Here is a 13,131-nt window from a genome sequence, read left to right as displayed (position 1 = left end):
GTGTCGGCCAACCCTTGAGTTCCCATATTGGAAACTTCTCCTTGTTTCCAGATTGGAAACATGCGATACGAATCCATGAACGTGATCGCGAAATCAGTCCTGGTGAAGTTCTGGGAGGCCCAGCCGAAGGGCAAGCCCCAGGATACGGCGAAGGCGGCGATGATCGAGTGGCACACCGCCGCCTCGGACGCCGACTGGAACAACTACGCGGAGCTGAAGGCCACCTTCAGCAGCGCCGACTATGTGGTGGACGGCAAGATCGTCTTCGACGTGGGCGGCAACAAATACCGGATCGTCGGTCTGGTGGGGTTTCGGGCCAAGAGGATTTTCATCCTCTTCGTCGGTACTCACGCTGAATACGACAAGATCGATGTAGCGAAACTATAGGATTGGAGAGAGCGAAGATGACGATGGACATGAGCACGATCCGCACCCTGGCTGACGAGGCTGAATACCAAGCGGCGCTGAAGGCGGTGCGGCCCTATTTCGAGAACGAACCTGCTGAAGGCTCCGAGGCGGCCGCCCATTACGACGCCCTGGTCCTGCTGATCGAGGACTATGAGCGCCGGCACTATCCAATCCCACGGGCCGAGCCGGTCGATGTGCTGAAGTTCGTCATGCAGGCGAACAACTATACGCAGTCAGATCTGACCGAGATCCTCGGCTCCAAGGCGCGCGCCTCCGAGCTGCTGAACGGCAAGCGGGAGATCAACCTCGATCAAATCCGAAAGATCAGCCGGGCTTGGCGGATTCCGGCCGGATCGCTTGTCGGCGACTTAGCCGCCTAACACGGTCAAGGGCGCCCATGTCCTCCACGCCAGGAACACAACTAGAAGCGACATCGGTCCTGCTCACCACCAGATCGCCCAGCTGCATCCGAACGCCCGGTTCGCAGCCTCTAAAGGCTTAAAGCCCTTTTCAGGAGACGCCCGTGCCCCTTTTCCTTCGCCTTCGTCGCGGCCGTCTCGCGGCCTCCGTCCTGGCCCTGGCTCTGGCCCCCGTCCTGGCGGCGGGCCCCCTCGCAGCCCAGGATCGGGCGCCGGACGTGGCCCGAATGGACCAGATCGTCCGGGCCTCCAGCGAGGCCGACGCCTTTTCCGGCGCCGTCCTGGTCGCGCGCGACGGGGAGATCCTGCTGGACCGGGGCTATGGTCTGGCGAACCGGGAATGGGGCGTCCCCAATGACGGCGACGTCAAATTCCGCCTGGGCTCGCTGAGCAAACAGTTCACGGCCGTCGCCGTCCTGCTGTTGAGCGAACAGGGCAAGGTCGATCTGGACGCCCCGATCAAGACCTGGCTGCCGGACGCCCCGGCCGCCTGGGACGCCGTCACCCCGCGCCGGCTTTTGAGCCACACCGCCGGCCTGCCCAACTTCACCACCTTTGCCGACTATGAGGCGCTGAAGACCCGGCCGGCCACGACGGCCCAGCTGATCGCCCGGTTCAGCGGGCGGCCCCTGGACTTCGCGCCGGGCGAAGGCTTCGCCTATTCCAACTCGGGCTATATCCTGCTGAGCGCGGTGATCGAAGCGGCCAGCGGTCAGACCTACGCCGACTTCATTCAACAGGCGCTGTTCACCCCGCTCGGCATGGCCGACAGCGGCTATGACCGGCACGACCGCATCCTGCCTCGACGCGCCTCGGGCTATACGAAGGAGGCGTCCGGCGTGGTCAACGCCGACTATGTGGACATGAGCATCCCCCTGGGCGCGGGCGCCCTGTACTCGACCACCCACGACCTCTTGAAATGGGAACAGGCCCTGTTCGGGGGCCGGGTCCTGAAGCCCCAGTCCCTGGCCGCCCTGACCACCCCGGTCAGGAACGGCTACGCCCTGGGTTTGGCCGCGACGCCGGACCGGAAGCTGGTCTGGCACAATGGGGCGATCGAGGGGTTCAACACCTATATGGCCTATGCGCCGGACGACCGGATCGCCGTCATCGTCCTGGCCAATCTGAACGGCCAGGCGCCCGACAAGCTGGGGCCGGACCTGATGACCCTGGCGCGCGGCGGGACCGTGACCCTGGCCTCGGAACGCCGCGTCGTGACCCTGCCGGCCGAGGCCCTGGCCGCCTATGTCGGGGTCTATTCCCTGTCGCCGACCTTCGCCCTGACGATCACCGCCGCAGAGGGCGGGCTGAAGGTCCAGGCCACCGGCCAGCCCGCCTTCGAGCTGAAGGCGCAAGGGGACGACGCCTTCTTCCTGACCGAGGTGGACGCCCAGATCACCTTCACCCGCGACGCCGAAGGCCGGGTCGACGGCCTGGTCCTGCACCAGGGCGGCCGCGACATGCCGGCGAAGCGGCAGTAGGCGCAAAGAAAAAACGCCCGCCGGAGGGACCGGCGGGCGTTTTCAGGATCAGGACGGAGCGGCCGTTCAGGCGGCGACGCTGTTTCCGGCCTCGGCCGGGTCGCGCAGGACGTAGCCGCGGCCCCAGACGGTTTCGATATAGTGTTTGCCGTCGGCGGCGGTGGCCAGCTTCTTGCGCAGCTTGCAGATGAAGACGTCGATGATCTTCAGCTCGGGCTCGTCCATGCCGCCGTACAGGTGGTTCAGGAACATTTCCTTGGTCAGGGTCGTGCCCTTGCGGAGCGAGAGCAGCTCCAGCATCTGATATTCCTTGCCGGTCAGGTGGACGCGGTGACCGTTCACCTCCACCGTCTTGGCGTCCAGGTTCACCGCGATCTCGCCGGTGTGGATGATGGCCTGGGCGTGGCCCTTGGAGCGACGGACCACGGCGTGGGTGCGCGCGATCAGCTCGTCCTTGTGGAAGGGCTTGGTCAGATAGTCGTCGGCGCCGCCGCCGAAGGTCTTGACCTTGGTTTCGATCTCATGGGTGCCCGACAGGATCATGACCGGGGTGTTGATCTTGCCGACGCGCAGCTGACGCAGCACCTCAAGGCCGCTCATGTCCGGCAGGTTCAGGTCAAGCAGAATGAGGTCGTAGTCATAGATCTTGCCCAGATCGATGCCTTCTTCGCCCAGGTCGGTCGTATAGACATTGAAGCCTTCCGACTTCAGCATCAGCTCGATGCTCTGGGCGGTGGCGTGATCGTCTTCAATCAACAGGACGCGCATTCGTGCCCCTCCAGGCAAAAGCTTTGCGGTAATCACCCTGGCGCACGACCGGGTAACCTTGTTCGCAGGTTAAGACCCGAAAACCTTAAGAAGGGTTAACGGCGAGCTATGAGTCGTTCCTAAGCTGATTTGCGAATCGGCGTCGAGAGTCCCGAGTCAATGATTCGAAAATAATTAACCATGATGCGGACCGGACTCAGCCTGCGGCTCCCCGCGCAGAGCCGGTCGGAACGCGGATCCGCCCTGACGCAACCTCAAGTCCAATCCGGCGCCACGTCCGATTCTGACGCGGAGTAGGACGATATTCCTATCGTGACGCCGCGCCCGCCTAGGATGGGGCGTCGAGGTTCGTGAACGGGAGTGAGGCATGGTTGAGGCATACAGGGCGCCGGTTCGGGAGGCGGACCGGTGCAAGGCGGGGCTGGCCCTGCATCTGGTGGCGGCGCGGACCGGGGCCAGCCCGGACCGGATGACGGCCGGTCGGCGGATCGATCCGCTCAACGCCCGGTCGCGCTGGCTGGCCATGTATCTGGCCCACATCGCCTTCGGCTGGACGCTGGAGCGGGTCGGCCACGTCTTCGGGGTCAACCGCAGCACGGTGGGGGCGGCCTGCCGCTGGGTGGAGGACGAGCGCGACCGCCGGGCTGTGGACGAACTGCTGTCGCAGTTGGAGGCCTGTCTGACCACGGTCTACAGCGCGCCCCGCTGGGAGGCCGTGCAATGAGCCGGACGGTGGAGCGGGCGCGCTGTCTTCTGGCCCGGCCCGGCGCCTGGCTGGGCGCCGAACAGGGGGTCTATGCGCTGCGTCTGGGGCCGGACCGGCGGGGACGGATCAGCCTGACCCTGAGCGAGCCGGAGTTCCGCGCCCTGATCGAACGGCCGGGACTGAGGCGGCGGCCGCAGGGCGGATGGACCGTGCGCGCCGGGGGGGAGGCGGCCCCCCGCAAGGCCGAAAACCCGCCGCCCGGCCGCCCCGGCTTCATCGCGGGCGAGCGGGAGTTGATCGGGGCGGACGGGCGAATGGTCCGCCACGCCGCCAATCTGGGCGAAAGCCCGATCGCCTGGCTGGCGCGGCGCAAGGATGCGGCGGGCCGACCCTGGCTGAGCCCCGCCGAGGTCGCCGCCGGCGAACGGCTGAGGCGGGAGGTCGAACAGGCCGGCGCCGGCCCGGCCCTGACCATGGGCTGGGACGCCCTGCCCCGCGCCGGGTCGGGCGGAACGATGCGGGTCGAACCCGGCGACCGCGCCCTGTCGGCCGGACGACGGGTGGAGGCGGCCCTGTCCGCCGTCGGCCCGCGCCTGAGGCCGATGCTGACGCGGATCTGCATCCACGGCGACAGTCTGAAACTGGCCGAGACCGGCCTGGGCCTGCGCCGCCGCCAGGGCAAGACGGTGCTGAAACAGGCGCTGGCCGCCCTGGCCGACCACTACGGGATCGGCTGAGGTCAGAGGTATTTCATCCAGGGCCGGTCGCTGGCCCGCTTGATCCGGGCGAACCAGCGGCAGGCGAACCAGCAGGGGACGGCGACCACGGCGGCCAGGGCCCACAGGGCGGCGACACCCGGCACGCTGAAGCCTTGGCCTTGATTGGGACCGAACAGGGCCAGGGCCGCCAGATTCAGCAGATGCAGGCCGTAGAGGTGGATCAGATAGAAGAACAGCGGCGCCCCGCCGAAGACCGCCAACAGACCGATCAGACGGTCCGAGGCCCGCTCCAGTCCCGCCAGGATCAGGGCCCCCAGGCCCAGGGTCAGCAGCAGAAAGTCGGCCGAGGGCGGATATTTGGTGACGTTCAGCACGCTCATCGCCGTCCGCAGCGGCGTGTCCTGCACGCTCCAGGGCGTCGGGTCGCCGTACAGATTGATAGACCTGAGCAGGGCGAACAGGGCCAGGGCGCCCAGGCCGGTGACGACCAGACGCCGGAGCCGCGCCCCCTGGGGCCCGACGAACCACGGCCCGATCGCATAGCCCAGGGCCGCCACCCCGATCCACGGCAGCAGGGGATAGGAGGTGCGAACCTGTCCGCCCCAGGGCAGGTCCATCAGGCTGCGGTCGTGCAGCACGGCCCACAGCACATGGGCCGGACCTTCGGCGAAGGCGATCGGGTCCAAGAGATTGTGGCCCAGGGCCAGGACCAGGCCGACGGCGATCAGCCAGGCGCGCGGTAGATGAGCCAGGCCCGCCAGGGCGATCATCGACAGCCCGATGACCCAGATCACCTGGAGATAGAGGATCGGCGGCGTCAGGGAGAAGCCCCAGGCGAAGTTGACCAGGGTCAGCTCCAGCACCACCAGGAACAGGCCCCGCTTCAGCAGAAAGGCCGAGGCCGCCCCGGCGGCGGACCCTCCGCTGACCTCGGCCGTCTTGTTTCCGTAGAGCCAGGCGCCCAGGCCCGTCAAAGCGACGAAGATCGGGGCGCACAGATGGGCCGACAGACGGGTGAAGAACAGGGCCGGATCGGTCGCCTCGACATTCATCGGGTCCGGGACCTGAGCGTGGAAATAGAAGAACTCGCGCGTGTGATCGACCAGCATCAGCAGGATGACCAGACCGCGCAGGGCGTCGATCGAACGAATGCGCGCGGCCGGGCGGACGGCCGGAACGGCGAGGGCGGAAACGGGAAGGGCGGCGGTTGACAGCATGAGGCGCGAACGGATAGCCGCTATAGTATAACGTTTCAACGGAGTTCGTCCTTGCCCCTCCTTTCGAGCTGCGCCGGCCTGTGTCTTATTGCCGCCGCAACCGCCCCGACCCCAGTCCTGGTCCCCGTTGATGCGGCTCAGGCCGAGCCCCACGCCCTGGGCGAGATCGTGGTCCTGGGCCGCCGGGGTTCGCCGCACGACCATACGCTGGGCGTCGGGGCGATCACGGAGCGGATGTCGCCGTCCAGCCGTTCCATCGAAAGCGACCTGCTGCGCGCCGTGGGCGCCACCCGCCTGTCCGACGCCCTGGAGCTGGTCAGCGGGATCAGCCAGCAGAACAATCGCGGCGGGGTGATGGACAATTTCGCCATCCGCGGCTTCCTGGGCACGCCCGACGGCGGGGCGGAATATTATGTGGACGGCTTCCTGGCGAACCGGGGCATGGCGCCGCCGCGCGACCCGGCCACGGCCGAGCGGATCGAGGTGCTGAAGGGGCCGGCCGGCGCCCTGTTCGGGGACATCGACCCGGCCGGCCGGATCAACATCGTCTCCAAGACCCCGCGTTTCACACCCGACGCCGTCTTCACCGGCACGGTCGGCTCCTTCGGCCTGAGGCGGGGGGAGTTGGACGTGACCGGCCCGATCTCCGAGACCCTGGCTGGGCGGCTGGTCCTGGCCGGCGAGACCAGCAACGGTTGGCGCGACCATGTCGGCCTGGACCGGACGGCGGTCGCCCCCTCCCTGACCTGGCGGCCCAATGAGGATCTGCGCCTGACCTATGTGGGCGAGCTCACCGTCTTTTCGACCCTGTTCGACCGGGGCATGCCCGCGATCAACGGCGACGCCCTGGCCCTGCCGGAATCCAACTACTACGGCGAGCCCGGCGACGGCCGGACCCGGTTCCGCAACGCGCGGCACCAGATCACCGGCGAATACCGCCTCAACGACGGCTGGAGCCTGAACGGAGGGGTCGCCTGGCGGGGCGGCTCGCTGAAGGGCCTGTCCAGCGACCAGTCCCGCCTGGTCGGCGATGCGCTGTGGCGCCAGCGCCGGGGCCGGGACTTCTCGGTCGAGGACCTGTCGGCGCGGCTGGAGCTGAACGGGGAGGTCCAGACCGGCCTGGGCGTCCACACCCTGGGCCTCGGCGTGAAAGCCTATCGGCTGACCTATGGCGAGAAGTGGCTGCGCATCAATCCGACGGCGGCCAATCCCTATCCGATCTCGGTCTTCAACCCCGTCTATGGGTCGGTCGTCCCGCCGACGCCCCTGCCCTTCACCGACAATCTGGAGACGCGGGACGTCGTCACCCTGTACGCCCAGGACCTGTGGGAGGTGAACGACCGCCTCAGCCTGGTCGCGGGCCTTCGCTGGGACGACTACAGCCAGACCATCCGCAACAACCGCACCGGCGCCGTGGGCGAGACCAAGGACAGCCCGCTCGATTACCGGTTCGCCGCCCGTTATCGCCTGACCGACGGCCTGACCGCCCACGCCAGCTATGGCCGGTCCTTCGTGCTGAACTCGGGCACGGGGCGGACCGGGTCCGGCTTCGCCCCGGAAGAGGGCAAGGGCTATGAGATCGGCCTGTCCGGCGCCTGGCAGGGGATCGACCTGGCGGCCACCCTGTTCGATATCGAAAAGGCGAACATACTGACCACCGATCCCGTCGACCCCAACTATCTGGCGCCGGTCGGCAAGCTGACCTCGCGGGGAATCGAGCTGGACGGGTCGGTCCGGCTGGGCGAGGCGTGGCAGGTGGTGGCCAACTACGGCTGGACCGACGCCAAGGCCGACGACGACGCCTTCCCCACCGACCGGGTGCTGAACGTGCCCGAACATTCGGGCTCCCTGTTCGTGGTCGGCCGTTTCCCCACCCCGCACGGCACGGACTGGTCGATGACGGCGGGCGCCGCCTATGTCGGCGACCGGGCCGGCGGCCTTGCGCTCGGCGCGCCCGAACTGCCGGCCTATTGGAAGGCCAAGGCGGCGGTGGACTATGGCCTGACGCCCCAGGTCACGGCGCGGGTCGAGGTCGATAATCTGCTCGACGAACGCTACGCCGCCAGCTCCTACAGCGCCCTGTGGATCTTCCCCGGCGCGCCGCGCAGCGTGCGGGCCTCGCTGCGGATCGCCCTTTGACCTGCGCCTTGCCGCATCGAACGGTTGGCGCGCGAGCGGCGGTCCGATAACACCGGACAGGGATGGGGAGACCGAGATGGGCCTTGGGCGGCGGATCAGAGCATGGCTGGGCGCCAAAGGCGACGTCCAGGGCGGCGCAAGGCGCTCAGCCAAGGCGCGGCGGATCCGGACCCTGCCCGACCGGCGGGTGATGGCCGAAAGCTACGTGCCCGCCCTGTCGGCCCTCGGCGGGCGCATCCTGTGGGTCGGGTGCCGGGAATATACGCTGGACGACTACGCCGCCCTGGAGGCGGGCGGGGGCGAGGTCTGGACCACCGACATCGACCCCGGCGCCGCCCGCTGGGGCCGGGCGGGCCGTCACCGGACCGGAGACGTCTGTCAGGCCGACGCCCTGTTCGCCGACCTGACCTTCGATACGGTGGTGTGCAACGGGGTGCTGGGCTACGGCGTGGATCATCCCGAACAGCAGCGTCAGGCCCTGGCGGCCCTGGCGGCGGTGCTGCGGCCCGGCGGGCGGCTGCTGCTGGGATGGAACACCGACAAGGTCGAGGATCCGCTGGGGGCGGGCCTGATCGACCAGGCGTTCGAACCGGCGCCCCTGGGCGATCGGCCGCCCCGCGTGACCTTCGAGGCGGTCACCCACGTCTATGACAGTCTGATCCGAAAGGGCTGAGCGGCCCCTCCCCTCAAGCCCGGCCGAGCGGCGGCAGGCCCAGACGCGGCAGGCTGAAGCGCGGGCGCGGCGGCGCCTCCGCCCGCCGTCGGCGCGCCTGTTCGGTCCAGGCTTCGCGCAGCCGATCCAGCTGGGCCGCCCGCGCCTCGGGGGCGTGGACCTCGGCCACGAAGGCCTGGCCGGACCGGGCCAGGGCCAGCCGTGTCTCCGGGTCCGTGATCAGCCGCTCCAGGGCGGCGGCGAGGGGGTCGGGTCCGTCCACCTCGACATAGAGGGCGTGGTCGCCGCTGGCTTCGCGCAGCCCCCCGCGACCGGAGGAGACCAGGGCGCAGCCGGCGGCGTGGGCCTCCAGAGCGGTCAGGCCCAGGGCCTCGCGCACCCGCGACGGGGTCGCCGCGATCGCCGCCCGCCGCGTGACCGCCCGCACCGCCTCCAGCGGGGCCGACTTCAGGATTTCGACCCGGTCGCCGAACCGGTCCAGCAGGCCCAGATAGGGGTCGGCCCAGGCCTGGTGCCGCTCCCAGTCGCCCAGGATCAGGGCCCCGCGCCAGTCGGGATGGGCGTCCAGGGCTCGGGCCAGGGCGATGCAGAACAGGTCCAGCCCCTTGTCCGCCATGGCCCGGCCGCAGAAGAGGATCAGCTTCTCCTTGTCGGCCGGGTCGGCGCGCCAGGCCCCGACGTCGATCGGATTGCAGACCACGCTGACCCGGTCGGCCAGGGCCGGATAGTCGGCCGCGAACTCCTGCCCCGCCGCCTCGCTGACGAAGACCAGCCGGTCGAACCGCGCCAGCCGACGTCCGTAGCGCCAGGCGTCCAGCGGATGGCGGGGCGGCTTGATCCGGGTGTGGCGGTAAAGGACATAGGTCGCCGGCGGCCCCTCGGCGGCCAGGTCCGAGGCCGACTTCAGCTGCTGGTGATATTCGACCACATCCGGCTGGAGGGTCTCCAACAGGGCCTTGATCCGCCGGTTTCGCGCCCGCCCGCCCAGGCCGGGAGGCACCGTCAGAAGCCGGGGATCGGGGGCGGTCGCCTGGTCCGCGTCGCAGACCAGGGTCACGGCCGACTGGGACCGGGCGTGGGCCGCCAGGGTCCGCACCACCGTCTCCATCGAATTGGCCCGGTCGGGGCGGAAGCCGCAACCGCGCGGCAGGACGACGGCGACACGCATGGTCAACTCTGAGACGCGGAGGGCGGAGAAAAGAGGGCCGGATAGACGTCCACGCCGGTCCGGCGCGAACCGTTCAGCCCCAGGGCGCGGCGCAGCTTGTACTGCGTCTTCAGCCAGGGCTCGGCGCGGTCGCGGCGCACCGACTTGAGGTCGAGGAAACTGACGCCGCCCGCGCCCGACAGGGTGTGCAGCCCGTCGGAAAAGCCCGCCGCCAGATCGCCCGGTTCGAACCGCCGCACCACCGTGGCGGCGAAGTTCTGGGGCGTCAGGACGTCGATCCGCAAGAGGTTGACCGCCGCCCCATAGGCGGGGGCGCAGTCCTGGACCGGCAGATGCAGGGCGCCGTCATGGACGAAGGCCGAGCCGCCCGGCCGCGAGGTCTGAAAGCCGCTCATCACCGGGCGACCGGCGTGAGGCGTCCAGGGCCCGGTCAGCCGCTCGGCCCAGGCCAGATGCAGTTCGCGCATGGCCCGGTCGTCCGGTCCCGGCAGGGCGTAAAACATCCACCAAAGGCCGTCGTGGCGCACCACCGTCGCATCAATGGCCGGCGACGCGCCCAGCCGCGCCACCGCCTCCCAGTCGTCGGGAAAACGCCGGCAGCGATAAAGGATCAGGCCGCCGCTCTTATAGGCTTCGGGCAGCATATAGAGCTCGCCCCCGTCCTCGATCAGGGTCGGATAGGACAGGTGCCAGGGCTCGGCCAAGGCCACCCCCTGCCCCACCAGCCGGTCGTCGGCGTCATATTGGCAGTAGTGGATGTCGCCCCGCCGGACCCGATAGTCGAAGGCCTCGACAAAGACCGTCAGAACCCCGTCGCGTTCCAGGCCGAAGGGGTCGGCGTAAAAGGCGTGGGGGCCGCGGTCGGGCAGCCAGACGATCTCGTCGGGGCGAGGGGGCCGTTCCATGACCTCGGTCAGGGGACGCCTCAGATATCCGGACCGCCAGATGTCGAACATTCGGAGTTGAAATCCTGGCCCGACGCGCGACGGCCGATGGGGAAGAGGGTGACCGACCAGCCGGCCGGACTTGATTGCAAGCCGGGCCATGACGCCGTTAAGCCGCGCCTGTGTCAACTAAGCGACATTACTCTAAAAGCGTGGCGCATTATGACCTTAGCAAGCGTCAGGCCGTCGCCAGGGCCGCCTCGCGGATGCGGCCGACCATGCTGTTCAGGCCGTTGGCGCGCTGGCGGGTCAGGGCCGAGGGCAGGCCCAGCCGGTCCAGGGCGGCCTTGGCGTCGAAGGCCAGGATCTCGGCCGGGGTCCGGCCCGAATAGAGTTTCAGCAAAAGGGCGATATTGCCCTTGGACAGGGCGCTGTCGCTGTCGGCGTCGAACCACAGCCGCCCCTCGGCCGGATGAACCGCCAGCCAGACCTGGGCGGCGCAGCCCGGCACCTTGTTGGCCTCCACCCGATCGGCCGCGTCCAGGGGCGCCAGCCCCTTGCCCAGTTCGATGACGTATTCGATCCGCTGCTCCCAGTCGCCCAAGAGGTCGAAATCCTCGGCGAGGTCGGCCAGGGTCTGGTCCAGGCTGTCGGCGGGCGGCGTGCGATCGGTCATGGCCGCCAGATAGGCCGCCCGGCCGTTAACGACAACCGGCCGGTTTGTCCCCCGAAATTCATGGTGAACGCGCGGTTGCAGATCGCCTGACACGGGAGGGGCCTCGCGCCGACTCGGCGCGCCGTTTAGTCTGGGGACGACCCATAATGGCGACGGCGCTTGCATAATCACCCTCCACAACCCGGGCTGGCGGTCCCGACCGCAGCGGAGTCGGCGGCTCAGCCGTCGGCGGCGCCGGCCGCCCTGTGGCACGCGGGGTGGGCGGCGGCGGTCGCCCTGACGGCCCTGGCGGCCCAGAGCTTCGCCCGGCTGGAGCCCACGGTCCTGGCGGCCCTGCTGCTGACGGCCGCGCCGGGCGTGGCGGGCGTGGCCCTGATGGTGCGCGACACGGCGGGTCTGAGGTTCAGCCTGATGGGCGGCTGGCTTCTGGCGACCGTGGCGGCGGCGGGCCTGACCGGCGGGGCCACCGGGGCGACGCCGGGGCTTTTGCTGCTGCCCCTGGCGGCCGGGCTGGTGCTTGACGATCCCAGGATCGGCGAAGACCGGCTGATCCGGCTGGGCACGGCGGGCCTGGCCCTGCCGCTGATCTCGGGCCTGATCTCGACCCTGCTGATCGGATCGACCGCCCAGCCGCCGGTCCTGGCGGCGGCGTCGGGCCTGCTGGCGGTTCTGGCCCTGGCCGGGGCGGCCCGTCTGTCGAGCCACCGCCGCATGGCCCGTCTGACCCGCGCCGAACAGGACGGCGCCCTGGTCCAGGCCGTGCTGAACGCCCAGCCGGGCCTGACCCTGCTGCTGGAGCCGACCGGCCGCGCCCTGGCCGCCTGGGGCACGCCCCCGCCGTCCGTCTCGGTCCCGGCCCTGATGGACCAGGGGCTGATCGCCGCCGTCCACGCCCCCGACCGCCCCGGCGTCGCCGGCGCCCTGCAACGCGCCGCCCAGGGCCAGCCGGCCGAGGTGATGTTCAGCCCCCGGATCGCCCTGGCCCGCCGGGTGGTGCTGATCCTGCGCCGGTACGACGGCGAGACGGGGGCGGTGGCGGGGGCGCCGCGCCTGATCGCCCAGGCCTTCGACGGCACGGCCCAGTTCGCGCGCGAGCTGGGGCTGGAAAGCGCCCGGGTCGAGGCCGAGGCCCAGAGCGCGGGCAAGACCCGCTTCCTGGCCAATATGAGCCATGAGCTGCGCACCCCGCTGAACGCCGTGATCGGCTTCGCCGACATCATGCGCCAGCGCCTGTTCGGCCCCCTGCCCGACCGATACGCCGACTACGCCGAGTCCATCCATCAGGCGGGCGGCCATCTGCTGGACCTGATCAACGACGTTCTGGACCTGTCCAAGATCGAGGCCGAGCGGTACGAACTGGCCCTGGACCGGTTCGACGCCCGCGATCCGATCTCAGCCGCCGTGGCCCTGATCCGGCCCCAGGCCGACGACAAGGGCGTGCACCTGGCCCCCGTCCTGCCGCCCCATCCGCTGGAGGTCGAGGCCGACGCCCGCGCCCTGAAGCAGATGGCGCTGAACCTGTTGTCCAATGCGGTGAAATTCACCCCGGCGGGCGGGTCCGTGACCCTGACCCTGGACGGGATCGGCCCCTATCTGGAGCTGGTGGTGTCCGACACCGGCGTGGGGATCGCGCCCGAGGATCTGCAAAGGCTGGGCCGCCCGTTCGAACAGGCCGGCGGCGCCGATCAGAAGGCGCAAGGGACGGGGCTGGGCCTGTCGCTGGTCCGATCCCTGGCCGAACTGCACGGCGGGCGCCTGACGATCGACAGCACCCTGGGCGAGGGCGTGGCGGCCATGGTGCGCCTGCCGGTCGCAACCCTGTCGCCCGCCATCGAAGCCGACGAAACGCCGGACGCCGCCGTCGAGGCGTGAG

13 protein-coding genes are annotated in these 13,131 nt (G+C 69.6%); 8 read left to right on the top strand and 5 right to left on the bottom strand.

All coding sequences use genetic code 11. The features are described 5' to 3' along the window. The first annotated feature begins 75 nt into the window (after nucleotides 1-75). From JMT67_RS15305 to JMT67_RS15295, 3 genes are all read left to right on the top strand, one after another. Nucleotides 76-387: a type II toxin-antitoxin system HigB family toxin gene (locus JMT67_RS15305; RefSeq protein WP_054766844.1), complete on the top strand. Its 312-nt coding sequence runs from the start codon at nucleotides 76-78 to the stop codon at nucleotides 385-387. 17 nt (nucleotides 388-404) lie between these two features. Beyond that, complete coding sequence (locus tag JMT67_RS15300; RefSeq protein WP_007390098.1) at nucleotides 405-788, top strand: helix-turn-helix domain-containing protein; 384 nt, start codon at nucleotides 405-407, stop codon at nucleotides 786-788. Nucleotides 789-931: 143 nt separating this feature from the next. Beyond that, nucleotides 932-2,308, top strand: coding sequence for a serine hydrolase (locus JMT67_RS15295; protein WP_201464092.1), 1,377 nt, complete (start codon nucleotides 932-934; stop codon nucleotides 2,306-2,308). A 66-nt stretch (nucleotides 2,309-2,374) separates the two neighbouring features. Here the strand turns inward: JMT67_RS15295 and ctrA are convergent, their stop codons facing one another. Then, nucleotides 2,375-3,076, bottom strand: a complete 702-nt coding sequence (gene ctrA / locus JMT67_RS15290; RefSeq protein ID WP_054764860.1) for a response regulator transcription factor CtrA — start codon at nucleotides 3,074-3,076, stop codon at nucleotides 2,375-2,377. Between the two features lie 367 nt (nucleotides 3,077-3,443). On the opposite strand from ctrA, the gene JMT67_RS15285 reads away from it, so the two are divergent. Next, nucleotides 3,444-3,800 (top strand): chromosomal replication initiator DnaA, encoded by a 357-nt coding sequence (locus JMT67_RS15285; protein ID WP_152949605.1) that lies wholly within the window; start codon nucleotides 3,444-3,446, stop codon nucleotides 3,798-3,800. Continuing rightward, the gene (locus JMT67_RS15280) at nucleotides 3,797-4,519 is read left to right on the top strand and encodes a DUF6456 domain-containing protein (protein ID WP_201464091.1); all 723 of its coding nucleotides are present in this window, start codon (nucleotides 3,797-3,799) and stop codon (nucleotides 4,517-4,519) included. The genes JMT67_RS15285 and JMT67_RS15280 overlap by 4 nt, the downstream gene beginning before the upstream one ends. A gap of 2 nt (nucleotides 4,520-4,521) precedes the next feature. Here JMT67_RS15280 and JMT67_RS15275 read toward each other — a convergent pair whose 3' ends face one another. Further along, nucleotides 4,522-5,718 (bottom strand): DUF1624 domain-containing protein, encoded by a 1,197-nt coding sequence (locus JMT67_RS15275; RefSeq protein WP_191555653.1) that lies wholly within the window; start codon nucleotides 5,716-5,718, stop codon nucleotides 4,522-4,524. Between the two features lie 51 nt (nucleotides 5,719-5,769). On the opposite strand from JMT67_RS15275, the gene JMT67_RS15270 reads away from it, so the two are divergent. Beyond that, a complete protein-coding gene (locus tag JMT67_RS15270; protein ID WP_201464090.1) occupies nucleotides 5,770-7,857 on the top strand; it encodes a TonB-dependent siderophore receptor in 2,088 nt (695 codons plus the stop codon). Between the two features lie 76 nt (nucleotides 7,858-7,933). After that, complete coding sequence (locus JMT67_RS15265) at nucleotides 7,934-8,530, top strand: methyltransferase domain-containing protein (protein ID WP_082382613.1); 597 nt, start codon at nucleotides 7,934-7,936, stop codon at nucleotides 8,528-8,530. Nucleotides 8,531-8,543: 13 nt separating this feature from the next. Here JMT67_RS15265 and JMT67_RS15260 read toward each other — a convergent pair whose 3' ends face one another. The 3 genes from JMT67_RS15260 to JMT67_RS15250 form a co-directional block, all read right to left on the bottom strand. Further along, nucleotides 8,544-9,698, bottom strand: a complete 1,155-nt coding sequence (locus JMT67_RS15260; protein ID WP_201464089.1) for a glycosyltransferase family 4 protein — start codon at nucleotides 9,696-9,698, stop codon at nucleotides 8,544-8,546. Nucleotides 9,699-9,700: 2 nt separating this feature from the next. Then, a complete protein-coding gene (locus JMT67_RS15255; RefSeq protein ID WP_201464088.1) occupies nucleotides 9,701-10,654 on the bottom strand; it encodes a glucosamine inositolphosphorylceramide transferase family protein in 954 nt (317 codons plus the stop codon). A 166-nt stretch (nucleotides 10,655-10,820) separates the two neighbouring features. After that, entirely contained in the window at nucleotides 10,821-11,258 is a 438-nt protein-coding gene (locus tag JMT67_RS15250) for a SufE family protein (RefSeq protein WP_183216756.1), read from the bottom strand. A gap of 159 nt (nucleotides 11,259-11,417) precedes the next feature. Between JMT67_RS15250 and JMT67_RS15245 the strand changes: the two genes are divergently transcribed. Further along, the gene (locus JMT67_RS15245) at nucleotides 11,418-13,130 is read left to right on the top strand and encodes a sensor histidine kinase (RefSeq protein WP_233455948.1); all 1,713 of its coding nucleotides are present in this window, start codon (nucleotides 11,418-11,420) and stop codon (nucleotides 13,128-13,130) included. Nucleotide 13,131 lies beyond the last annotated feature (1 nt).

It is taken from the genome of Brevundimonas aurantiaca (assembly GCF_904830995.1).
In the GTDB taxonomy this organism is placed as follows: Bacteria; Pseudomonadota; Alphaproteobacteria; order Caulobacterales; family Caulobacteraceae; genus Brevundimonas; species Brevundimonas aurantiaca.
Note: the sequence above shows the minus strand (reverse complement) of the source record. Positions and strands in the feature narration are given on the sequence as shown.